The 23,160-nt window shown below is 52.2% G+C and carries 22 protein-coding genes and 1 pseudogene; 16 read left to right on the top strand and 7 right to left on the bottom strand.

The genetic code is table 11. The features are described 5' to 3' along the window. Positions 1–222: 222 nt before the first annotated feature. Positions 223–1,374: a PQQ-dependent sugar dehydrogenase gene (locus GE278_12155; protein ID QLK61475.1), complete on the top strand. Its 1,152-nt coding sequence runs from the start codon at positions 223–225 to the stop codon at positions 1,372–1,374. Positions 1,375–1,532: 158 nt separating this feature from the next. Here the strand turns inward: GE278_12155 and GE278_12150 are convergent, their stop codons facing one another. From GE278_12150 to GE278_12140, 3 genes and pseudogenes are all read right to left on the bottom strand, one after another. After that, positions 1,533–2,153 carry a glutathione S-transferase gene (locus GE278_12150; GenBank protein ID QLK61474.1) on the bottom strand — a complete coding sequence of 207 codons (621 nt, stop codon included), beginning with the start codon at positions 2,151–2,153 and terminating at the stop codon, positions 1,533–1,535. Between the two features lie 147 nt (positions 2,154–2,300). Next, a pseudogene (locus GE278_12145) lies at positions 2,301–3,585 on the bottom strand (MFS transporter). Continuing rightward, positions 3,582–5,015, bottom strand: a complete 1,434-nt coding sequence (locus GE278_12140) for a M20/M25/M40 family metallo-hydrolase (protein QLK61473.1) — start codon at positions 5,013–5,015, stop codon at positions 3,582–3,584. The pseudogene GE278_12145 and the gene GE278_12140 overlap by 4 nt, the downstream one beginning before the upstream one ends. A 156-nt stretch (positions 5,016–5,171) precedes the next feature. Between GE278_12140 and GE278_12135 the strand changes: the two genes are divergently transcribed. Further along, positions 5,172–6,095 (top strand): LysR family transcriptional regulator, encoded by a 924-nt coding sequence (locus tag GE278_12135; protein QLK61472.1) that lies wholly within the window; start codon positions 5,172–5,174, stop codon positions 6,093–6,095. Between the two features lie 305 nt (positions 6,096–6,400). Next, the gene (locus tag GE278_12130; protein ID QLK61471.1) at positions 6,401–7,612 is read left to right on the top strand and encodes a serine-type D-Ala-D-Ala carboxypeptidase; all 1,212 of its coding nucleotides are present in this window, start codon (positions 6,401–6,403) and stop codon (positions 7,610–7,612) included. A 73-nt stretch (positions 7,613–7,685) separates the two neighbouring features. Here GE278_12130 and ybjG read toward each other — a convergent pair whose 3' ends face one another. After that, positions 7,686–8,291, bottom strand: a complete 606-nt coding sequence (gene ybjG, locus GE278_12125; GenBank protein ID QLK61470.1) for an undecaprenyl-diphosphate phosphatase — start codon at positions 8,289–8,291, stop codon at positions 7,686–7,688. A 289-nt stretch (positions 8,292–8,580) separates the two neighbouring features. Beyond that, complete coding sequence (locus tag GE278_12120; GenBank protein QLK61469.1) at positions 8,581–9,315, bottom strand: methyltransferase domain-containing protein; 735 nt, start codon at positions 9,313–9,315, stop codon at positions 8,581–8,583. 87 nt (positions 9,316–9,402) lie between these two features. Between GE278_12120 and GE278_12115 the strand changes: the two genes are divergently transcribed. From GE278_12115 to GE278_12100, 4 genes are all read left to right on the top strand, one after another. After that, positions 9,403–9,918, top strand: a complete 516-nt coding sequence (locus tag GE278_12115) for a GNAT family N-acetyltransferase (GenBank protein ID QLK61468.1) — start codon at positions 9,403–9,405, stop codon at positions 9,916–9,918. Then, entirely contained in the window at positions 9,911–10,198 is a 288-nt protein-coding gene (locus GE278_12110) for a hypothetical protein (protein ID QLK61467.1), read from the top strand. The genes GE278_12115 and GE278_12110 overlap by 8 nt, the downstream gene beginning before the upstream one ends. Positions 10,199–10,798: 600 nt before the next feature. Further along, positions 10,799–11,908 carry a porin OmpC gene (gene ompC / locus GE278_12105; protein QLK63279.1) on the top strand — a complete coding sequence of 370 codons (1,110 nt, stop codon included), beginning with the start codon at positions 10,799–10,801 and terminating at the stop codon, positions 11,906–11,908. Between the two features lie 166 nt (positions 11,909–12,074). Continuing rightward, positions 12,075–12,434 carry a bleomycin resistance protein gene (locus tag GE278_12100; GenBank protein ID QLK61466.1) on the top strand — a complete coding sequence of 120 codons (360 nt, stop codon included), beginning with the start codon at positions 12,075–12,077 and terminating at the stop codon, positions 12,432–12,434. A gap of 223 nt (positions 12,435–12,657) precedes the next feature. On the opposite strand, the gene GE278_12095 is transcribed toward GE278_12100, so the two are convergent. Then, positions 12,658–14,340, bottom strand: coding sequence for a transporter (locus GE278_12095; GenBank protein QLK61465.1), 1,683 nt, complete (start codon positions 14,338–14,340; stop codon positions 12,658–12,660). 328 nt (positions 14,341–14,668) lie between these two features. On the opposite strand from GE278_12095, the gene GE278_12090 reads away from it, so the two are divergent. Beyond that, entirely contained in the window at positions 14,669–15,040 is a 372-nt protein-coding gene (locus GE278_12090; protein QLK61464.1) for a hypothetical protein, read from the top strand. Positions 15,041–15,164: 124 nt separating this feature from the next. Here the strand turns inward: GE278_12090 and GE278_12085 are convergent, their stop codons facing one another. Further along, complete coding sequence (locus GE278_12085) at positions 15,165–15,431, bottom strand: GrxA family glutaredoxin (GenBank protein ID QLK61463.1); 267 nt, start codon at positions 15,429–15,431, stop codon at positions 15,165–15,167. 279 nt (positions 15,432–15,710) lie between these two features. Between GE278_12085 and nfsA the strand changes: the two genes are divergently transcribed. The 8 genes from nfsA (at position 15,711) to GE278_12045 (ending at position 23,139) form a co-directional block, all read left to right on the top strand. Further along, a complete protein-coding gene (gene nfsA, locus GE278_12080) occupies positions 15,711–16,433 on the top strand; it encodes an oxygen-insensitive NADPH nitroreductase (GenBank protein QLK61462.1) in 723 nt (240 codons plus the stop codon). A gap of 18 nt (positions 16,434–16,451) precedes the next feature. Next, positions 16,452–17,354 (top strand): 30S ribosomal protein S6--L-glutamate ligase, encoded by a 903-nt coding sequence (gene rimK / locus GE278_12075; GenBank protein ID QLK61461.1) that lies wholly within the window; start codon positions 16,452–16,454, stop codon positions 17,352–17,354. 144 nt (positions 17,355–17,498) lie between these two features. Then, complete coding sequence (locus GE278_12070; protein QLK61460.1) at positions 17,499–17,984, top strand: YbjN domain-containing protein; 486 nt, start codon at positions 17,499–17,501, stop codon at positions 17,982–17,984. A 427-nt stretch (positions 17,985–18,411) separates the two neighbouring features. Next, a complete protein-coding gene (potF, locus tag GE278_12065; GenBank protein QLK61459.1) occupies positions 18,412–19,521 on the top strand; it encodes a spermidine/putrescine ABC transporter substrate-binding protein PotF in 1,110 nt (369 codons plus the stop codon). 168 nt (positions 19,522–19,689) lie between these two features. Further along, positions 19,690–20,823, top strand: a complete 1,134-nt coding sequence (potG, locus tag GE278_12060; GenBank protein QLK61458.1) for a putrescine ABC transporter ATP-binding subunit PotG — start codon at positions 19,690–19,692, stop codon at positions 20,821–20,823. Positions 20,824–20,833: 10 nt separating this feature from the next. After that, a complete protein-coding gene (gene potH / locus GE278_12055; GenBank protein QLK61457.1) occupies positions 20,834–21,787 on the top strand; it encodes a putrescine ABC transporter permease PotH in 954 nt (317 codons plus the stop codon). After that, complete coding sequence (gene potI, locus GE278_12050; protein QLK61456.1) at positions 21,784–22,629, top strand: putrescine ABC transporter permease PotI; 846 nt, start codon at positions 21,784–21,786, stop codon at positions 22,627–22,629. The genes potH and potI overlap by 4 nt, the downstream gene beginning before the upstream one ends. 63 nt (positions 22,630–22,692) lie before the next feature. Beyond that, positions 22,693–23,139 (top strand): DUF2593 family protein, encoded by a 447-nt coding sequence (locus GE278_12045; GenBank protein ID QLK61455.1) that lies wholly within the window; start codon positions 22,693–22,695, stop codon positions 23,137–23,139. The last annotated feature ends 21 nt before the right edge of the window (positions 23,140–23,160 follow it).

The following is a 23,160-nucleotide window of genomic DNA, read 5'->3' as shown; positions in this document are numbered from 1 at the left end:
GCATTCCAGAGTGAGGATGTACAGAAGTCTGTCTGTCCGGACGTCTATTCTGTCGAAGCAGTCTACCGGTATGTTAAGAAGGAGGGAATGCTTTGTTGTTATTATATTTCAGCGCGGCGTTATTCCTGTTGGTTATAGGTGAAAGCTACTGAGTGAGCAAAATCAGTCACATGGCCTAGACTAAAAGCACACACCTAAAAAGATGCCACCGGAGGAAGCCCTATGACTTATCCTTTCCGCGACACCTTACTGCCCGTTCTCGCACTGGCCCTGCTGGCCGGTAACGCCAACGCGGCACCGAAAGCCCCCATCTCCCCGATTTCAGCGCGTGCGGATGTCACCGAACTTGCCACCGGGCTGGAAAACCCGTGGTCGCTGGCATTTCTGCCGGAGAATGGCGGCGCACTGATCACCGAACGCAGCGGTCAGCTGCGTCTGTGGCAGCCTGGGGGTGGACTGTCGCAACCGCTCAAAGGCGTGCCGCGTGTGTGGGTCGCAGGACAGGCGGGTTTGTGGGATGTGCGTTTATCCCCCGATTTCACCCAAAACCGCCGTGTCTATCTGAGCTTCGCCCAGCCAGGTGAGAAGGGTGAACCTCATGCGGCGCTGGGCTATGGAACGCTTTCGGCGGATAACCAGTCACTTGAAGATTTCAAAGTTGTCTTCGTTCAACAACCGGCGCTGAGCAGTGGTATCAATCTTGGCGGGCGAATTGCCTTCGATAAGAAGGGCAATATTTTCATGTCCACCGGCGATAATAATCAGCGTATCAATGCGCAGCATCTTAACCAGTTGCAGGGCAAGATTTTGCGTCTGACGCCTGAGGGTGGGGTGCCGCAGGACAATCCGTTTGTGAAGGATAAGAGTGCTAAACCGGAGATCTGGACTTACGGTAACCGCAATCCGCAGGGTCTGGCGATCAATCCGTGGACCGGTGCCCTGTGGGAATCTGAGCACGGTCCGCGCGGTGGCGATGAAGTGAATCTGCCGCAGCCGGGTAAAAATTACGGCTGGCCACTGGCGACGTTTGGTATTAATTATTCCGGGCAGCCGATCCCTGAAGCCAAAGGCACCACGCTTGCCGGGACTGTAGATCCGATTTATTACTGGGAAGTGTCACCGGCGCTGAGCGGGATGGCGTTTTACAACGCCGAACGTTTCCCACAGTGGAAACATTCGCTGTTTATCGGCGCGCTGGCGGGAGAATCGCTGATCCGCCTGACGGTGGACGGCGATAAAGTGACCGGCGAAGAGCGTCTGCTGACAGACAGAAAAGAGCGCATCCGCGAAGTGCAGACCGGGCCGGACGGTTTTGTCTATGTATTGACCGATGAGAAAGACGGCAAACTGCTGAAGGTTTCCCCGCAGCAATAAATGAAAAAGGCGGGTCATAAGACCCGCCGGAAACGAATGAAAAATGTCAAAAACGGTGAAAACAGTCAGATCGTAAAGACGCCTTGAAATCATCCCTGATGGCGCGGACGCTTTCCCCTTCTGCCTGTCTTCACCGCCGAGGATGTCTATAACGCGCCTTAACTCAGCGGGATCATCACACGTTTCTGGAACGCAGGACGTTGCGTCAGTTGCTGATACCAGCGCTCGATATTCGGGTGCGACTGACGTTTGATGTCCAGTGAATACCAGGAATAGGCGTAAATCCCCAGTGGAATATCGCCGATCCCGAACTCTTCGCCGGAAAGCCATTTCTGCTTCGCCAGCACTGCATCAGCAATCGCCCAATACTTCTCGAAGGTTTCCATTCCGCTGGCCACCAGCGCCATATCGCGCTCGGGTTCAGGAATGCGCACCAGCGTCTGATAAACCTGACGATACGGCGTGACCAGCGAATTACTTGCCCAGTCCAGCCATTTATCGGCACTGGCACGTTGCTGGGCACTGGCTGGCCAGAACTGCTCTTTGCCCGAGCGTTCTGCCAGATAACGTAAAATGGCGTTCGATTCCCACAGGACGAAATCATCTTCCTGCAGGCAGGGCACCAGCCCGTTCGGATTTAGCGAAAGATAAATCGGGTCTTTGTTTTTGCCATACGCGCCGCCCGCGTTGATGACTTCATACACCTGACTCAGTTCATCGAGCATCCACAGTACTTTTTTGACGTTAGTCGAGTTTTCACGGCCCCACACGGTGATCATTCAGAACCCCTTGTTTTAATAGAGAAAGATTGATTATTGTGATGATGACTGTTTAAGACTATAAGCCACGGAGCAAAATTAAGCGAAGCGAAAAAAGAATCGCTCAGCGGCGGCGCAGGGCTGTCGCTGAGCGTGGAACAGGACGGATTAGCGCTGTAGTTTTTGCGCTTTAAACAATGACCAGACGCTGAGCAGCGCGACGACCATCAGGTAATAGCCCGGTGCCAGACTGCTGCCGGTGGCGGAAATCAGCAGCGTACAAATGAACGGTGCGAAACCGCCGAACACCGTCACCGCAACGTTGTAGCTGATTGCCATACCGCTGGCGCGGGTGGTTATCGGGAACAAGTCCGCCATCATCGACGGCACCGCGGAGAAATATACCGATTTCAGCAACGCCAGCCAGCTGATAAGCAGCAGCAACGACAGCGCCGAGGTGTATTCGAGCATCAGCCAGAATGCCGGATAGATGGTGATCAGCATCAGCACCAGCGAGCCCCACATCAGCGGCAGACGCCCCCACTTTTTCTGCCCATAATCCCATCAGCGGCGTCACCACCGTCAGGATAATCCCGGCGGAGAGCGTGGCGGTAAAGCCCGCTGAGGCCGGTAACAGCAGCGTTTTGGTGGCATAGGTCGGCACGTAATTCAGCATGTAGTTGATGGCAGTTGAAACCACCATCAGACCGATGGCGATAAAGAACAGACCTTTCTGCGCCCTCACGATTTCTTTCAGCGGCGACGCCGTTTTCTCGGCGGTGCGGAAGCTTTCGGACTCTTTAATATGGCGGCGGATATATAAACCGACAGGGCCAATCAGCAAGCCGAAGATAAACGGAATGCGCCATCCCCAGTCCTGAAGTTGTGCTTCTGTGAGCAGAGCCGATAAGCCAAGACCAAACGCCGACGCTAGCAGCGTACTCGCGCCCTGCGTGGCGAACTGCCAGCTGGCGATAAAAGCTTTGCGCTCCGGGAAATGTTCCACCAGAAACGCCGTGGAGCTGCCGAATTCACCGCCTGCGGAGAAGCCCTGAATCAGGCGTGCGGCGAGGATCAGCAGAGGGGCTGCCATTCCGATGGTGCCATACGATGGCGTGACCACAATAATCAGGCCGCCGAGCATCATCAGGCTGATGGACATCAGCAGTGACGCTTTCCGCCCATGTTTATCGGCATAAGCGCCCAGCACAATTGCGCCCAGCGGGCGGATCAGGAAAGAGACGCCGAAGCTGCCGAAGGTCAGTAACAGCGACACGGTCGGGTCAGAGGTGGGGAAATAGGCGTGGGCGATATAGCTGGCGAAGAAGCCATAAATCGCGATATCGAACCATTCCAGCGCGTTACCGATACAGGTCGCGAACAGCGTTTTCATCAGGTTAGGCTTTTCAGCCGTGCTGTTGACCGGCGTTGAAGATGCAGTTATCTGGCTCATTGAACCGCTCCGGCTGGCGCGCTTTGGTGTACGTGATGTTGACCGAGCAGGGCGGCCCCCTGTTCGCCGAGATCCCATAACAGATGGGTCATGATCGCCAGCCCTTCGCGGGCGACCGAAATCAGCATATGTTCATTGACGCCGTGCTGGCCGCAGGCGGGATACGAATGTGGCACCCACAGCGTCGGCAGGCCGAGAATGTCGGAGAAGACATCGTTTGGCAGTGAGCCACCGAGGTTCGGCAGCAGCGCCGGTTTTTTACCGGTGGTTTGCTGCATGATGTCCAGCGCCCAGCTGACCAGCGGATCGGTCGGATCAAAGCGGGTTGCCGGAGAACCGCGCATAAACTCCACTTCCACCTGCGGGTAGCCGTGTGCAACAAGATGCGCGCGCACATGCTCCGCCAGATTTTGCCAGTCGGTGCCCACCACAAAACGCAGCTGACACACCGCCGTGGCGTGGCCGGGAATGGCATTCATCGGGCGCTGCGGATTGCCGGTCAGGAAGGAGAGAACTTCCAGCTGATTCCACGCGTAGAGACGTTCGGTTGGCGTCAGACCGGCTTCGCCCCAGTTTGGGTCGATCTGCGGGTCATTCTCACCGCCGCCGACTTCTACGTCGCGCAGGATTTCACGGATTGCCTCACTGACCGCAGGCGGTTTGAGCGCCGCCACCTGCAACTGACCGTGCTGATTCACCAGACAGGCCAGCGCATTCGCCAGCTGCGTGCCGGGATTGGAGAGCAGGCCGCCCCAGTTTCCTGAGTGATAGGCGTTGTCTCGCGCGTTGATGGTCAGGCGGAAATTCACCGCGCCGCGTGAGCCGAGAAACAGCGTCGGGCGAACGGCGCTCAGGCGCGGGCCATCGGAGGCGAGGAAAATATCCGCGCTCAGTTCTTCTTGATAGGTGCGGCACAAATCGGCCAGACCGGGAGAGCTGATTTCTTCGCCCATTTCGAACAGCAGTTTGCAGTTAAAGCCCAGACGCCCGTTGCGCGCTTTGAAGATTTGCTCCAGCGCCGCGAGGTTGATGCTGTGCTGGCCTTTATTGTCCGCGCTGCCGCGTCCGTACCAGCGGTCGCCTTCTTCTTTCAGCGTCCAGGGAGAAAGATCGCTGCGCCAGTTTTCATCGTCACCGAACACCACGTCCCCGTGGCCGTAACTGAGCACGGTCGGCAGCGCGCTGTTTTCAATTCGTGTCGCAATCAGAAAGGGACGGTTGGCGGCGTGAGGATTGTCGATGCTGAGCAGACTAAAGCCCATCGCCGATAACGCCGGTTTAATCTCTTCATCGAGGTAACGCGCGAGTTCAGCGTCGCGTGAAATACTCTGGCTTTCGGTAGCAATAGCGACCCGGCGCGCCAGAATGCGCTGATATTCACCCTGATCAAACCAGGCTAACGCCTGTTCAACGATATTATCCGCTGTCATGAGGAACCTGCTTATGTTGTGTTTGTAATCTTATTGTTGGTTTTTTTAGCAGTTTCACTCTAAGCGTTGCGTAAGCGTTGCCACAATAATAATAATTGCAACTAAGCGTTGCTTTTATTGTAATGCTCATCTGCACACTTATGAGGCAAGTCCGCCATGCAAAGTACTGAAATCCGTTATTTCCTCGCGGTGGCTAATTCCGGTTCGCTGAGTGCGGCCAGTAAGCAACTTTTTGTCGCGGTTTCAGCCATCAGTCGCCAGATCCAGCGGCTGGAGGAACGTATAGGTGCGCCGTTGTTTGAGCGTCATGCGCGCGGCATGGTGCTCAACGATGCCGGGCAGATTCTCGAAAACCACGTGCGAAAAAGCATGATGGAAATGGAACACGCGATTGCCGAAATTCAGGGGTTGAATGCAGTGCGGCGCACGGTGATCCGCATGGCCTGTACCGACGGACTGGCGTTTGACCTGCTGCCGCAGTTGTTCTCGCGTTTCCGGCTGATCAACCCCGGCGTGATGTTTTATCTCAACGTTGGCACGGCAGTTGAAGTGTCAGAGATGATCCACAGCGGCGAAGTGGAACTGGCGTTGCAGTTCAGTCTGGTCGCCGAACGCGGCGTGGACGTTATGGCATCCTTTCCGGCGCCGGTGCGCATGGTGATGCGACAGGATCATCCGCTGGCCGAGGGCGATTTGCAGCTTACCGATCTGCACCCCTATCCTCTGGCAATGAATGAGCAGGGCAGCACCATCCGCCAGCTGTTCGATTTATCCTGCCGGATGAGCGGCATCTTCCTGGAGCCCGCCGTCAGCTGTAACCGGTTCTCGACGCTGTATGATTTTATGGTGCAAACGCCGGGGGCGATTGTGGCGTGCAGCCATTTCTCGATTCTGTACAAAGCCCGGCGCGACGACCTGCGGGTGAAATCAGTTAACATTGAGCAACTCAGCCAGCGGACGTTGCAGTTGCAGACGCCAGCGGGCAGAAGGCGTTCGGTGGCGCTGAGTGAATTTATCGATTTTATCCGTGATGAGGTCAGTCGCGAGAGTGAGACCTTTATCCGTGATTTTGCGGTCTGATGTGTGATGCTTCGCGCAAAAACGTTGACCTTCCGTTGGGGGTAAGACGCTTATTGTTATAGATATTTCGTATGTATTCTGGAGTGAGCTGGCTGTTCATCAATGCTATGAAGAAAGCATCAGCGCGGATTTTTTCATCGGCACGTTTCGCGCAAGCATCAGAAAATTCACCTATTCTTAAGATCTTTACACTATTTAGGTTTATTCCCGACCCGGAAAGCAGTAGTTTTTACACCTGCAGACTTGCACAATCTGATTGAAAGATAAGATAAATTTCAGTAACCCGGACAAAAGCGCTGATACCTATGACTATTTCTTCCCAATTCAAACGGACTTTTATTTACGCGCTGGGCGGCGGAGTAATGCTGCTGTCCCTTCCTGCCGCTCAGGCCGACAACGCCCCGGTGGCACCTCAGGTGAATGCAAAATCCTGGGTGCTGATGGATTACAACAGCGGAAAAATCATCGCTGAATCTAACCCTGATACGCGTCTCGACCCGGCCAGCCTGAGTAAAATCATGGTCAGCTACGTGGTCGGTCAGGCGATCAAATCCGGCAAAATCAAATCCGACGATCTGGTTTCTGTAGGCAACGATGCCTGGGCGACCGGCAATCCGGTCCTGCGAGGATCTTCCCTGATGTTCCTCAAGCCGGGCGACCGCGTGCCGGTTTCAGAACTCAATAAAGGCATTGTTATCCAGTCAGGTAACGATGCAAGTATCGCGCTGGCGGATTTCGTGGCGGGGAGTCAGGATTCTTTCGTTAACCTGATGAACCGTTACGCTGAGCAGCTGAAACTGCAAAACACCCATTTCAAAACAGTACACGGGCTGGATGCCGACGGGCAGTACACCTCCGCCACCGACATGGCTCTGCTGTCGCAGGCGTTGATCCGCGATACGCCGGAAGAATATGCGCTGCATAAAGAGAAAGAATTTACTTTCAACCACATCAAGCAAATCAACCGTAACCGCCTGTTATGGAGCTCCAACCTCAACGTTGACGGCATCAAAACCGGCTACACCTCTGGCGCTGGCTACAACTTAGTGTCTTCTGCCAGTGATTCTACCGGTATGCGTCTGATTGCTGTGGTGATGGGTGCGCCGAGTGACCGTATTCGCTTTAACGAAAGTGAAAGTCTGCTGACGTGGGGCTTCCGCTTCTACGAGACACTGACGCCAATTAAAGCCGGTGATGCCTTTACCAGCCAGCGCGTCTGGTTCGGTGATGAGAAAATGGTGCCGCTGGGTGTCGCAGAAAATGCGTCGCTGACCATGCCTAAAGGTCAGCTGAAAAACCTGAAAGCCAGCTTCAATCTGACCACGCCACAGCTCGAAGCACCGCTGGCGAAAAATCAGGTGGTCGGTACGGTAGATTTCAGTCTGGATGGCAAAGTTATCGAACAACGCCCGCTGGTCGCGTTGCAGGAAGTGAAGGAAACCGGTTTTATTGGCAGAATCTGGGACTTCGTGATGATGAAAATCAGTGGTCTTTGGGCAAGCATTTTTGGTAAATAATTGCCGTTGCTGGAAATAACAAGCGAGGCTCATTTAGCCTCGCTTTTTTATGTCTACAATTTGTATTTATTAACTAGCCGCGCACCCAACCTTTCTTGATGGGAAAGGCAAATCCGAAACGGTAAACCTTACACATCAGCGCGTTAATCTGCTCGCCGAATAGGTTCCACACCAGTTGTGAGAACAGGCAGCCCAGCATCCCGACCAGGAAACCACCGAGCATATCCAATGGCCAGTGCACGCCGAGATACACGCGCGACCAGGCGATGCCCAGCGCGGTGACCATCAGCAATGCACCTGACCAGAGACGATGCCAGAACAGGAACGCCAGTGCGAAGGTAAAGATAGCTGTGCCGTGATCGCTCGGGAACGAATCGTCAGGTGAATGATGCAGGAAGTTATACCCAAAGCCTTCGACAAAAGGGCGTGCGTGGGGGAAGAGTTCCGACAACGCTTTGGCGGTGGACATGGCAAATAACAACGCAATAGCCGTTTTGCTGACCAGCTCGCGTTGCTGGCCTATGTGCTCACGATGACCCCACAGCCACAGGCCGATAATCAATATGGGGACAATCATAATCAGATCATTGGCCAGAAAAATCGCCACCTTAATCAGTGCTTCCGGCGATGCCGGCGTGGCGTTAATCCAAAGAAAAAGCAGATGATTCAACTGCTCCATAAACGTACCCTCATCAAAAAAAGGCCAAAAAAGCCCTAAAAATGTTCCAGTAACAGACTGACAACACATCTAAAAGTGAGTTCCACGTTAGTTTATGCTGCCGTTAACGTACAGAGGGGATCGTCTGAATATCGAATTCATTGATGCGCTGTATAGTTTCCCGATGTGTTTGATTTTATGCGGGGGATCTTAACAAAACCTTAAGCAGGCGGGAGGACGAGCCTCCCGGCAAAAATGCCTGACAAAAAAAGTGATAGAAAGGTGCAGTACGAAGTCTTTACAGAGGATGTTAGCGAGGTTTTTGAACGGACATCAGGAACAGCATCGGGCGTTCGACTTCTTCGGCCAGTGCAGGAACGGTAGCAATTTGCTGAGCGGAAGGTCCCCATTCGTTCAGCTCGCGTATAACGAAACCGGCATTAATCAGCAAACTGATATAGGTGCCCAGCGTGCGGTGCTGTTTGATGACGCCTTCAGCAAACCAGTTTGTCACGCGTTTGCCTTCGCGCTGATAGCCATCGACCGGCCAGCTTTTCTGCCCGTGCTCATCAATATGCCAGCCGGGATTCGACGGCGCGGTATAAATCGGATGTTCAGCCGAGAAGACAAAAGATCCGCCGGGCGTTAGGGCACGGTACACCGTGTCGAGCAGCGCAGGCAGTGCCTCAATGTAATGCAGCGTAAGAGAACTGTACGCCAGTTCAAATGCATTTTCGGGCAGCGTCAGGCTTTCAAGGTCTTGCCGGGCATAGAGGATATGAGCATCCGACGTCATGGAGTGTGCCTTTGCCAGCATTTTCTCCGACACATCCAGCCCCAGCACGTCTGCGGCTCCCAGTTCCCGCGCAGCGCGGCAGAACCAGCCGTAACCGCAACCGAGATCGACCACACGGCTACTTTCTACATTCTTCAGCATGGCTTTCAGTGACGGCCATTCGGCGGCACCGTCAAGCCCGAACTGCGAACGGCCCAGTTGGGCGTAACCTTCAAAAAAAGCCTGATCGTCGTAAATGTTTTGCGTCATAAGAATGACTCCTATAAAAATAATCTTAATTGCCAAATCATTTTGGCCGAAACAGTGTAAATAAAATCAGAAAGGGAGAGCAACAGGATGGAGATTCGGCAGGCGTTTATTGAAGATTTGATCACGTTACAACAGCTTGGCAGGGAGACCTATCGTCACTATTTTGGCGATTTGTGGCACAATAGCGATGAACTGGAAGCCTTTCTTGCGTACGATTTTGGCGATGAAGAAATGCAGAGCAGTTTGCAGGATGCCCGTTACCGGTGGATTATCGCGCTGGAAAACGACAATGCTATTGGGTTTGCTAAACTTCATTTTGATCAACCGCTGGGACTGGCAGAAGGTCAGGGCGCTAAACTGTGCAAACTTTATTTCACGCCGCAAAGTCGCGCGCGCGGTGCCGGATCACAGGTGTTTGCTGCCGTGGAAGCCGCGGCCAGAGAACGTCATCAGCCAGCCTTGTGGCTGGAGGTGTTGCAAAGTAATCTGCCCGCCATAGGGTTCTATCAGCGTCAGGGAATGCATCAGGTAGTTGAAAGTGCCTATGTGACCGAAACGCAAACCACCAAACTGTGGATCATGAAAAAGGATATCAATGATTAAATTACGCCTCGGCGGTCTGTTCATCACTCTGGAAGAGGGCGAGGATATTCCTTATGCGCCGGAGTATTGTGAGCATTACACTTACCTAATTCGTCCGGCAGACGGCGTATATGAGATTTTGCGTTATGACGCTTATTCCGGCTGGCACAAACGTCCTGATCAGAATTTTGAAGACGGCCATCAGGCCTTTGTGTTTGCTTATAAGGCGTACGAAAAGGAATGGAATCAGACTGACGGACGTTTAGGTGGTAAAGATCAGCGGCTCGAACGCATCTTGTAATATTGCGATTGCGCATGGAAGTATAAAAAACCACCTGCAAGGTGGTTTTTTATTGTCTGAAATAATGATCAGATGACCTTAATCAGAACTATTCCACCGGCTCAAATCATTCATATCCGTAAAATATTAATATGTGATATGAAATAATAACGTTAAGGAACAATTGGAAATATACAAAACCTTACATTTCAGAGGGTATGAATGTCAGTAAATAGGCTCTGAAAAGGGGATTTGTTGCGAAAAAATAGCCAATTTTTAATAAGATGCACTGAAAATTAAATTATAAAATAAGCGAATGGAAATCATATATGGTATTGAAATATATGTATTTTATATTTTAAATATGATGAGATTCTTATGCGTGATATTCGAGAGCCAGAGAATTGATGTTAATGAAATTCTTGCGGGACGTTATTTTTCTAAATCATTCTTAAACGAAAACTATTTCAAATAATTTCTGGTTGCAACGGAACTTATCCTCGTTTATTTTGACGTCCATCTGCTCCGGACCTGAAGAAGATATAAAGCTTCACAGTAACGAGTAATAAAGTTGCCTGACGGCAAACAAAATAGTTCATAAATTGATCAAGGATATTGATGATGAAACTACGCGTACTTTCTCTGGTAATCCCGGCACTGATGATGGCAGGCACCGCAGGCGCTGCTGAGATTTATAATAAAGACGGCAATAAGCTTGACCTCTACGGGAAAATTGATGGTCTGCATTATTTCTCCGATGATAAAGGTTCCGACGGCGACCAGTCATATATGCGTTTCGGTCTGCGCGGCGAAACTCAGATCAGCAACGAACTGACTGGTTACGGCCAGTGGGAATATCAGGCAGCGCTGAACAAAGCGGAAAGCGATGACGCGAACAACTTCACCCGTGTCGGCTTTGCTGGTCTGAAATTTGGTGAGTTCGGTTCACTGGATTATGGCCGTAACTACGGCGTGATGTACGACGTCGCAGCATGGACCGACGTTTTGCCTGAGTTCGGTGGTGATACCTACGGCGCAGATAACTTCATGTTCCAGCGTGCGAACGGCGTCCTGACTTACCGTAACCAGAACTTCTTCGGCATGGTCGATGGTCTGGATGTAGCGCTGCAGTATCAGGGTAAAAATGGCAGCGCCACTGAAACCAACAACGGTCGCGACGTGCTCGCACAAAACGGCGACGGCTACGGCATGTCCCTGTCTTATGACCTCGGCGAAGGCTTTAGCGCAGCTGCTGCGATGATGGCGTCTGACCGCACCAACGAGCAGAACGGCCGCAACAATTCAGCAATCCTGGGTAACGGCGATAAAGCGACTGCTTACAGCGGCGGCCTGAAATATGATGCCAACAACATTTATCTGGCAGCGATGTACACCCAGAGCTACAACGCCAATCGATTCGGCTCAGCGGGCAGCAAGGCTTACGGTTATGCAGATAAAGCGCAGAACTTTGAAGCTGTTGCACAGTACCAGTTTGACTTCGGTCTGCGTCCATCCGTTGCCTACGTTCAGTCTCATGCAAGAGATGTTGAAGGTTATGGTAAACAGAACCTGACCAAATATGTTGATGTCGGCGCGTCTTACTTCTTCAACAAAAACATGCTGACCTACGTGGATTACAAAATTAACCTGATGGACGACACCCGTCTGACCCGTGATGCCGGTATCGCGACCGACGATATTGTGGCAGTAGGTCTGGTGTATCAGTTCTGATAAACCGATTTTTGCCCACATTTATTCGGGCCTGTTAGTTTGCTGTGTCTGATTCCCTTCCCGTCAGGGAAGGGTTTTTTGTTATATCGTTACACGTTTAATTTTCCTGCGACCTCATGCATCATGGCTTATCCTTTGATAAACCTGAAATTCACCGAGGCCCGTCATGACCGATCACGCCACACCCAATCTTCCTTCCCGCAATTTTGAAGAAACGCAGCGCTTTTATGGCAGCTTTGGTTTCATTAAAACCTACGTCGACGACAGCTGGCTGATCATGGTTCGCGGGGGCATTACGCTGGAGTTTTTCCTGCATCCAGACCTCGACCCGGCAACCAGCTGGTTCAGTTGTTGCCTGCGCGTCGATGACGCCGATGCGATGTTTGCAGACTTCAGGGCCGCCGGAATCGGTGAAGATCCGCATACGCGTCCCTGTGTCCATCTGCCCGAAACCCAGTCATGGGGCATGAAAATGGGCGTAATGATAGATATTGATGGAACCCTGATCAGGGTGATTGAGAACTGAGGGGCATTGCAGAAAGTATGATGACAAAATTCAGATAATAAAAAACCCGGGAATCTTGAACCTAAAAAAGGCGGGATTCACGGGCTCTCCAAATTTGGGGACTTCTAAGAAAAGCAGTGGCACTAATTAAGACTGCTCCCCAGTATAAAAGTTCGTTTCATGTGGCAAAAATTTAAAAAAAATATTGATTTTATTTTTCTTAATTTCACTTCAATGAGTTACGTCAGGCACCTGGCCAGATGATAACGATCAATGTCCCGGCCAGCGTCAGTAATACGTTAGCGATAGCGTAGGTTCCGGCGTAACCGAGAGCAGGAATGTTGCTTCGTGCGGTATCGCTGATGATCTCCATCGCGGGTGCGCAGGTTCGCGCCCCCATGATCGCGCCAAACAGCAACGCCCGGTTCATGCGCAGGACGTAGGCACCAAAGATAAAGCAGATGATGACCGGCACCAGGCTGACAATCAGCCCCGACACCAGCATCTGGCCGCCGATAGCGCCAAGCCCGTTATTAATCCCCGCGCCTGCGCTGAGGCCGACACCCGCCATAAATACCATCAGACCAAACTCTTTCACCATGTTCAGCGCACCCTGCGGGATATAGCCGAAAGTAGGGTGGTTGGCACGCAGGAACCCCAGCATGATACCGGCGAACAGCAAACCGGCAGCATTACCGATACCGAAACTGAAGTTCTTAAACTGGAAGGTGATGAGGCCAATCATCAGACCGACGATGAAGAAGGCACAGAAAGCCAGTAAGTCAGTGACCTGACTGTGTACGGAGATAAACCCGATGCGGTCTGCCACACTTTTTACACGACGGGCATCACCGCTGACCTGCAACACATCGCCTTTATTGAGCACAATGCTGTCGTCAATCGGCATTTCAATCTGACTGCGGATGACGCGGTTAAGGAAACAACCCTGATCGGTCAGGTTCAGCTGGCTCAGACGTTTGCCGACGGCGTGATTGTTTTTCACCACCACTTCTTCGGTCACAATGCGCATATCGAGCAGGTCGCGATCGAAGACTTCTTTGCCGTTGCGGAAACTCGGATCAAGGCGTGAATGTGCATCAGGATAACCGACCAGTGAAATCTCATCACCGACCTGTAATACCGCGTCGCCGTCCGGCGTCGCTAAAATCCCGTTACGACGGATACGTTCGATGTAGCATCCGGTCTGGCGGTAGATCCCCAGTTCGCGAAGGTTTTTGCCGTCAGCCCAGGCAACCAGCTCCTGACCCACGCGGTAGGCACGAATGACCGGCAGATAGACTTTGCGTTTGCTGTCGGTATCCAGACCACGTTCGCGGGCAATTTGCTGCGCGCTGGTCGGTAAATCCTGGTGTTGCAGTTTTGGCAGATAGCGCGCGCCGAAAATCAGGCTGACCAGCCCGATGAGATAGGTCAGGGCATAGCCGAGGCTCAGGTTATCGAGCTCTGGGCCGAGAAGTTTATTGCCGCCCATGGTATTGCGCAGCGTGTCCCCTGCGCCCACCAGCACCGGCGTAGAGGTCATTGAGCCGGCGAGCATACCGGCGGTGAGGCCAATGTCCCAGCCGAAGAACCGCCCAAGTCCGAGTGCCAGCAACATGGCGGTGCCGACCATCACCAGCGCCAGCATGAAATAGTTTTTGCCGTCGCGGAAGAAAATCGAAAAAAAGTTGGGTCCGGCTTCGACGCCGACACAGAAAATAAACAGCATAAAGCCGAGATTCAGCGCTTCGGTGTTAATGCTGAAATGCTGCTGGCCTAAAAGCAGGGAAACCACTAATACGCCAATAGAATTTCCGAGCTGGACGGAGCCCAGACGCACTTTTCCAAGGCACAGACCGAGCGCCAAAACTACAAATAATAACAGGATGTAATTCCCGTTTAACAAACTAGCGACGTTTATATTCACAAGGATAACTTATTGTTTACCAACAAATTCTTGATATAGGAGAATGTAAAGGATAAATTCAGAAAGAGAAAAATCCTGGCCCGTTCTTACCGAGACTGCGCAGTGCAGACGACGGGGAAAAGCAGGTTTCGGGCGTCATTTTAGTCACAGAACGTCTCTACAGCCAGAGAAAAGCCCGGATAAAATGATGTAAACACTTAATTTGTGTTACGCGGGATTGCGTGGCACGTCAGGGAAGTGAGCCAGAAGGCTCAATCAGGTAACAGAACGCATCAGATGCATTTGAAGACAGCCTGTGAAAACTCGCCAACTTTAAGGAGGAAGTAAAATGGCACTTTGGCGCACAGTCAGAGCCCCCGTTCTTTGTTGTCTATTTTTTATCGTGATTTTTATCTCTTTAAAAAATAGTTGGATCGTTGTCAGAACCACTGCGCCCGGACCTGAATACGGTCTGCTGCTCTTCCTGTTGCCCGGCATTGTGACGGCATTAATTGCCCGGGAGTCGCCGATATTGTCTTCTTTCATCGGTGGGCTGACATCGATACCGGTTTGCTTTTTATTACGCTGGGCGTTTTTCCCCCGCGTTCGCCCACCGGTGCAGGAAATCGCGTACGCCACCAGCGCTATATTCTGGTGTGTGCTTGGCGCGATGCTGGTCCAACTGCTGATAACGGGGTACCGACAGTTCAGACACCCTTAATCAATGCCGGATCCCGGCCAAAAGAAAAGGCGCTCAATGAGCGCCTTTTTGCTGTGTGTATCTTCTTTTTTTTGACTGATCCAGTGAAACGCCGGATCAGTGACTGATAATCGTTACAGAACAATTAGTTGCTGAACAATGCCAGATGTTCTTTCGCGTATGCTTCGAAATCGGTGAAGCCGCCAATGTGTTGCTGATCAAGGAAAATCTGTGGAACCGTTTCAACCGGTTTACCGACGGTTTTTTCCAGATCGGCTTTGGTGATGCCTTCTGCATGGATGTCGATATAGCGGAAGTTGAAATCATCACGTTCTTCAGTCAGTTTTTCAGCCAACTCTTTTGCACGTACACAATAAGGACAGCCAGGACGCCCGAAAATTACTGCAAACATGGAGACTCCTTTGTATGTTTTAAAAATGAATGAAAAGGAAATGATTCGTTTTGTTAACTGCATCACCTTTTTGATGTCGCTACTATGCCTGTTGCAAACCATAAAAAAAAGCAGGAATTACCTGTTAGTCCGATACCTCTGACCTATCCAAATGAACCTGCAGGCATTTTTAGGGACTGCACATTGTTACAGCATTTGGATCCTGAAACCTTGCAAACTGTGCTCACTGCATCAATCATTGAGCGCTGATGTTCACACTATTTAATCCAGGGACTCTTCATGACACCGACTATCGACCTCCTGCGCTCACACCGCTCCATTCGTGCGTTTACCGATAAGCCTGTGTCAGACGAACAGCGCGAAGCGATTATTGCGGCGGCTCAGGGCGCATCGACGTCCAGCTTTTTGCAGTCTTCTTCTATTATCCGCATCACCAGTCCTGCTCTGCGCGAAAAACTGGTTGAGTATACCGGTGGTCAGAAATACGTGGCCAGCGCCGCTGAATTTTGGGTTTTCTGTGCGGATTTCAACCGTAATCTGCAGATCAATCCTGAAGCAGAACTCGGTCTTGCCGAACAATTGCTGCTGGGCTGCGTTGATACCGCACTGATGGCGCAGAACGCCATGACGGCGGCAGAATCTCTGGGGCTCGGCGGTGTGTTTATCGGCGGGATCCGCAATCAGGTGGAAGACGTTGTCGCACTGCTGAAGTTGCCAAAATTTGTCATGCCGCTGTTTGGCTTCTGTATGGGGACACCCGCGCAGGATCATCAGGTGAAGCCACGCATGCCGCAGTCTTTACTGGTCCATGAAAATAGCTATCAGCCAGTGGATAACGCCGTGCTGGCGCAGTATGACGAAGAACTGAGCGAATATTATCTTCAGCGCGACAGCAATGCCCGCCGCGATACCTGGAGTGATTTGATCATTCGCACACTTAAAAAGGAACAGCGTCCGTTTATGCTGGACGCATTGCATAAACAAGGTTGGGCAACGCGCTAATCGGCGATGGAGTGTCGGATGAAGATTGCAATTCTTTCCCGTGACGGGTCTTTGTATTCGTGCAAGCGCCTGAAAGAAGCGGCTCTGAGCCGGGGGCACGAGATCGACATTATCGATCCGCTGTCATGCTATATGAACATTAATCCTGCTGCGCCAAGCGTGCATTATCGCGGACGTCAGCTGGATATTTATCATGCGGTGATCCCGCGCATTGGGTCCGCTATCACCTTTTACGGCACCGCCGTGCTGCGACAGTTTGAAATGCTGGGCAGCTTTCCGCTCAACGAATCGGTGGCGATCACCCGGGCGCGCGATAAATTGCGTTCGATGCAGATTCTGGCGCGGGAGGGAATTGATTTACCGATCACCGGATTTGCCAATGCGCCGGACGATACGTCAGATCTCATTGCGCTGGTCGGCGGCGCACCGCTGGTGGTGAAACTGGTGGAAGGCACGCAGGGGATCGGCGTGGTGCTGGCGGAAACCCGCCAGGCGGCAGAAAGTGTGATTGATGCGTTTCGTGGACTGAATGCACACATTCTGGTGCAGGAATATATCCGCGAAGCACAAGGGCGCGATATTCGCTGTCTGGTGGTCGGTAAACGCGTAGTCGCGGCGATCGAGCGACAGGCTAAACCTGGGGACTTTCGCTCCAATCTTCATCGTGGCGGAACGGCGACGAAAGTGAAAATTACGCCACAGGAAAAAGAGATTGCCGTCAAAGCCGCGCAGACGCTGGGACTGGATATCGCCGGTGTGGATATTCTGCGGGCGCATCGCGGACCTCTGGTCATGGAAGTCAACGCGTCGCCAGGTCTGGAAGGTATCGAAACCACCACCGGGCTGGACATCGCCGGGATGATGATCGACTACATCGAGCAACGTGCGAAACCGGGTTTTCGCTTAAAATCCGGCGGCTAAATCTCAATTGATCGGCCTAATGTTGACTAACCCGGTATTGATCGTAGCGCTGGCCGGTATAATTCCGTAAGCTATCGCCCCTTCGCAACGCCGTGTGCGTAGCGAGTTGGGGTTATTTTCGTTGTTGAACTCGTGAGGCATTCTATGGATTCGCTCATCGTCCCTGATTTGGCGCTGCTACGGCGCTGGCTTGATCAGCTGGGCATTTCTTTTTTCGAGTGTGATTCCTGTCAGGCTCTCCATCTGCCGCATATGCAGAATTTCGATGGCATTTTTGATGCCAAGCTCGACATTGTGGACAACGTGATTTTGTTCTCGGCGCTGGCCGAAGTGAAACCGACGGCGCTTATCCCGCTGGTCGCCGATTTAAGCTCGATCAATGCCAGCTCTCTGACCATTAAAGCCTTCGTGGATATTCAGGATGATAATCTGCCGAAGCTGATTGTTTGCCAGTCGCTGACGATCGCAGTGGGCGTTACGCATGAGCAGTTCTCTTTCTTCCTGCAACAGGCAGAAGAACAGATGTCGATGATTATTCTCGAAGCCCATGCCAATGACTTGCTGTTTATTGGTGATGAGGAAGAAGGCGGCACCCCTGCGGCGGCGGTCAATCTGCCATTTCTTCACTGATTCGTTTTATTCTTTTCTCTTTCCTCTGAAGATCCTTCCCTGCGAGCCGTATCAACCACGGCTCCGCTGCCTTTATTCGCTTTCACGATAAGTTATGCTGCTGTTTGCCCATTGTTGCACTATATTTCACTTTGTTAATGGCTAAAATGCCAGACGGTCTACAGCTTATTTGCATAAATAATCGATAAACGCCGGTTTTGTCTCAGGAGGCTGGTACACGGGAGTTGCAGGCGCTATGCTTCTGACTCTGCATCACGCGTGATTACGTCGTAAAACCAAACGGTTAATTCGCAGGCAGCGTATTCGTCAACATTGAATGCCTATGCACATTTCATGGGCGGCAGTTGGCATTGTCGTGAAGGGTTTTGTATCCATTTCAGTGATACAAATTCAATAATATATTCACCTGTCTTGGAGGTAGTAACGGATGTTCACCCTGCGTAAAAAGTGGTTATCGGGTGTTGTCGCCGGTCTGGTTATGGCCGCGTCCGTCACAGCGTCTGCGGAAGAGAAAACGCTGCATATTTATAACTGGTCCGATTATATCGCGCCAAATACCGTGCCTGATTTCCAGAAGGAAACGGGCATTAAAGTGGTTTACGACGTGTTTGATTCCAACGAAGTGCTGGAAGGCAAACTCATGGCAGGCAGCACCGGTTTTGACCTCGTGGTGCCCTCGGCCAGTTTCCTGGAGCGCCAGCTCTCGGCCGGTGTATTCCAGCCGCTGGATAAAAGCAAACTGCCTAACTACAAAAACCTTGATCCTGATTTGCTGAAAATGGTCGCTCAGCACGATCCGGGCAACAAATACGCGATTCCTTACCTGTGGGCGACCACCGGTATCGGCTATAACGTCGATAAAGTGAAAGCGGTGCTCGGTAAAGATGCGCCCGTCGACAGCTGGGATCTGGTTCTCAAGCCTGAAAACTTAGAGAAGCTGAAAAGCTGCGGCGTATCGTTCTTAGACGCGCCGGCGGAAATTTACGCGACCGTGCTTAACTATCTTCATTTAGATCCGAACAGCACCAAAGCCTCTGATTACACCGGTGCGGCGAACGATCTGTTGCTGAAACTGCGTCCGAACATTCGTTATTTCCACTCTTCTCAGTACATCAATGACCTGGCGAACGGCGACATTTGTGTGGCCATCGGCTGGGCTGGTGATGTGATGCAGGCGTCCAACCGCGCGAAAGAAGCGAAAAACGGTGTTAACGTGGCTTACAGCATTCCGAAAGAAGGCGCACTGGCATTCTTCGACGTGTTTGCTATCCCGAAAGATGCGAAAAACCTCGACGAAGCCTATCAGTTCCTCAACTATCTGATGGAACCGAAAGTCATAGCGCAAGTCAGTAACACCGTTTACTACGCCAGCGGCAACAAAGCGGCTACGCCATTGGTCAACGAAGATGTGCGTAACAATCCGGGCATTTATCCGCCAGCGGATGTGCAGGCCAAACTTTTCAGCCTGAAAGTTCAGGATCCTAAGATTGACCGTGTGATCACAAGATCATGGACCAAAGTTAAGACGGGCAAATAGTACCGTTTTAAAAAGGTCAGGAAGACTTCACAGCGGCTCCGCAGAATCACGGCGGGGCCGCTGACGTTTTGTCTGGGATGACGTTTGGGCATACGGGTCAGGCACTTTTCCCCCTGACTGTTATGCTTATTTGAACCTGCTTTATTCTGATACCGGAGATTTCTCTGAGTGAACGACGCTATTCCCCGCCCGCAGCCTAAGTCCCAGAAGGGTTTCACGCCTTTGCTGGAGATCCGTAATTTAACCAAGTCTTTTGACGGCCAGGCCGCTGTCGATGATGTCAGTCTGACTATCTACAAAGGCGAGATTTTCGCTCTGCTCGGCGCATCCGGCTGTGGGAAATCGACGCTGCTGCGCATGCTGGCAGGTTTCGAGCAGCCGACACAGGGGCAGATCGTCCTTGATGGCGTGGATCTCTCGCAGGTGCCACCGTATCAGCGACCGATCAACATGATGTTCCAGTCATATGCGCTGTTCCCGCATATGACGGTAGAACAGAACATTGCGTTCGGACTCAAGCAGGACAAATTGCCGTCTGCTGAAATCAAAAACCGCGTGGCTGAAATGCTGACCCTGGTCCACATGCAGGAATTCGCTAAGCGTAAGCCGCACCAGCTCTCCGGCGGTCAGCGTCAGCGCGTGGCGTTAGCCCGCAGTCTGGCGAAGCGCCCGAAATTATTACTGCTTGATGAACCCATGGGGGCGCTGGATAAAAAACTGCGTGATCGCATGCAGCTTGAAGTGGTGGATATTCTTGAGCGCGTTGGCGCGACCTGCGTGATGGTTACGCACGATCAGGAAGAAGCCATGACCATGGCGGGGCGCATCGCCATCATGAACCGAGGTAAGTTCGTACAAATTGGCGAACCGGAAGAAATTTATGAGCATCCGACCAGCCGCTTCAGCGCAGAGTTTATTGGCTCGGTGAACGTATTCGAAGGCGTATTGAAAGAGCGCCTGGACGACGCACTGATCCTGACCTCACCAGGCTTAATCCATCCGCTGAAAGTCGATGCCGATGCGTCAGTAGTGGACGGCGTACCCGTGTTTGTGGCGCTGCGTCCGGAAAAAATCATGTTGTGCGAAGACGTGCCGGAAGACGGTAGCAACTTTGCGGTGGGCGAAGTGGTGAACATCGCGTATCTGGGCGACCTGTCGATCTATCACGTCAGATTGCACAGCGGGCAGATGATCACTGCGCAGCTGCAAAACGGCCATCGTTTCCGCAAAGGCATGCCAACCTGGGGCGATGAAGTGCGCCTGTGCTGGGAAGCCGACAGCTGCGTCGTGCTGACTGTTTAAGGGGCTGAAAATGTCTGTTATTTCTGAACAACCGGTCAGCAAACCTCCGGGCGGATTCAAAGCTCTCATTGGCCGTCTCCAACAGCGTCATGGCCGCAAGCTGGTGATCCTGTTGCCGCTGGTGTGGTTCCTGCTGCTGTTTTTACTGCCGTTCCTTATCGTCTTTAAAATCAGCTTTGCTGAGATGGCGCGCGCCATTCCGCCGTATACCGATCTGGTCACCTTTTCAGACGGCATGCTGGATATCGCACTGAACATCGGCAATTACATTTCGCTGACCGACGATCCGCTATACATCGAAGCCTATTTGCAATCGATTCAGGTAGCGGCTGTCTCAACGGCGCTGTGTCTGGTGATCGGCTATCCGCTGGCATGGGCGGTGGCGCACAGCAGGGTTTCGACGCGCAATATTCTGTTGTTGCTGGTGATCCTGCCATCGTGGACGTCGTTTCTGATCCGCGTCTATGCGTGGATGGGCATTCTGAAGGACAACGGCGTGCTGAACAATGTGTTGCTATGGCTGCACGTTATCGATCAGCCGCTGGTTATCCTGCACACCAATCTGGCGGTGTATATCGGGATTGTCTATTCGTATCTGCCGTTCATGGTGTTGCCGATTTATACCGCGCTGACCCGTATGGATTACTCGCTGGTGGAAGCGTCATTGGATCTCGGTGCGCGGCCATTGAAAACTTTCTTCAAAGTGATTATGCCGCTGACCAAAGGCGGGATCATCGCCGGTTCGATGCTGGTGTTTATTCCGGCGGTGGGCGAATACGTTATCCCGGAGCTGCTCGGCGGGCCGGACAGCATTATGATTGGCCGTATTTTGTGGCAGGAATTTTTCAATAACCGCGACTGGCCGGTGGCCTCTGCGGTGGCAGTGATCATGCTGTTGCTGCTCATCATGCCGATCCTTTGGTTCCACAAATACCAAAACAAAGAGCTGGGAGATAAAGAATGAATAAGTTACCGGTTGTTCGTTCGCCGTGGCGAATTCTTATTCTGATCGTCGGCTTTACGTTTTTGTATGCGCCGATGCTGATGCTGGTTATTTATTCGTTCAACAGCTCCAAGCTTGTTACGGTCTGGGCGGGCTGGTCTACCCGCTGGTATACTCAGCTTTTCCATGACTCCGCGATGATAAGCGCCGTTGGCATGAGCCTGACGATTGCGACCGCCGCGGCGACGATGGCGGTAATCGTCGGCACGCTGGCGGCGGTCGTGATGGTGCGTTTCAGGCGTTTTCGCGGCTCCACCGGGTTTGCGTTTATGTTGACTGCACCGCTGGTCATGCCTGATGTCATCACCGGCCTGGCGCTGTTATTGCTGTTTGTGGCGATGGGGCACGCCTTTGGCTGGCCTGCGGAACGCGGCATGTTTACCATCTGGCTGGCGCACGTCACGTTTTGTAGCGCCTACGTCGCAGTGGTGGTGTCGGCGCGGTTACGCGAACTGGATCGCTCTATCGAAGAAGCCGCGATGGATTTAGGTGCACCGCCACTGAAGGTGTTCTTCATCATCACGCTGCCGATGATCCTGCCTGCTCTGATTTCTGGCTGGCTGCTGGCGTTTACGCTGTCGTTAGACGACCTGGTTATCGCCAGCTTTGTCGCCGGGCCAGGCGCGACGACCTTACCGATGCTGGTCTTTGCCAGTGTACGCATGGGTGTCAATCCGGAAATCAACGCACTGGCGACGCTGATCCTGCTGGTGGTGGGCATTATCGGGATGATTGCGTGGTGGTTTATGTCTCGGGCGGAAAAGCAAAGAGTGAAAGAGATTCAGCGTGCCGCACGCAATTAAAACAAAAAATTACCGGGCAGATTGATTCTGCCCTGATTTTAAATGGAGAGCCAAAAGGGAAGTATGAAACTCTCGTTTATTCCTGTACCGGTTATGATTGGCGCATCGGCGATTGTGGCGACGCGCCTGCTGGAATTTATATTATTGTTTGATGCCATGGGGTTTTCCGGGCTGATGAGTTTTATCGAAGTCAGCGCCGAATCCTGGCTGAACAGCATCATCATGCTCGCCAGTATGTTGATTATCCTCGTGGAATGCCGGGCGGCCTATGCCATGATGCGAGCGCGCCGCTGGGGACGCTGGGCATTTATCGGTTGTCAGGTGATTGTTGTCAGCTACATGCTGCTGGCGTCATTTGACTGGTTCGGGCCACGCATCTTTCGCTTTAACGTCGAAACGCAGGGCGAATTCCTGTATGCGTTGCTGATGCAAAAAATCCCCGATATCGTGGTTCTGCTATTGTTGTTTGTGCCCGCCAGCAGTCAGCGCTTCTTTGCGCGCTATAAATAACGCACAACGTCTGTGAGCCTT

Source organism: Enterobacteriaceae bacterium Kacie_13, assembly GCA_013457415.1.
Lineage (GTDB): Bacteria > Pseudomonadota > Gammaproteobacteria > Enterobacterales > Enterobacteriaceae > Rahnella.
Note: the sequence above shows the minus strand (reverse complement) of the source record. Positions and strands in the feature narration are given on the sequence as shown.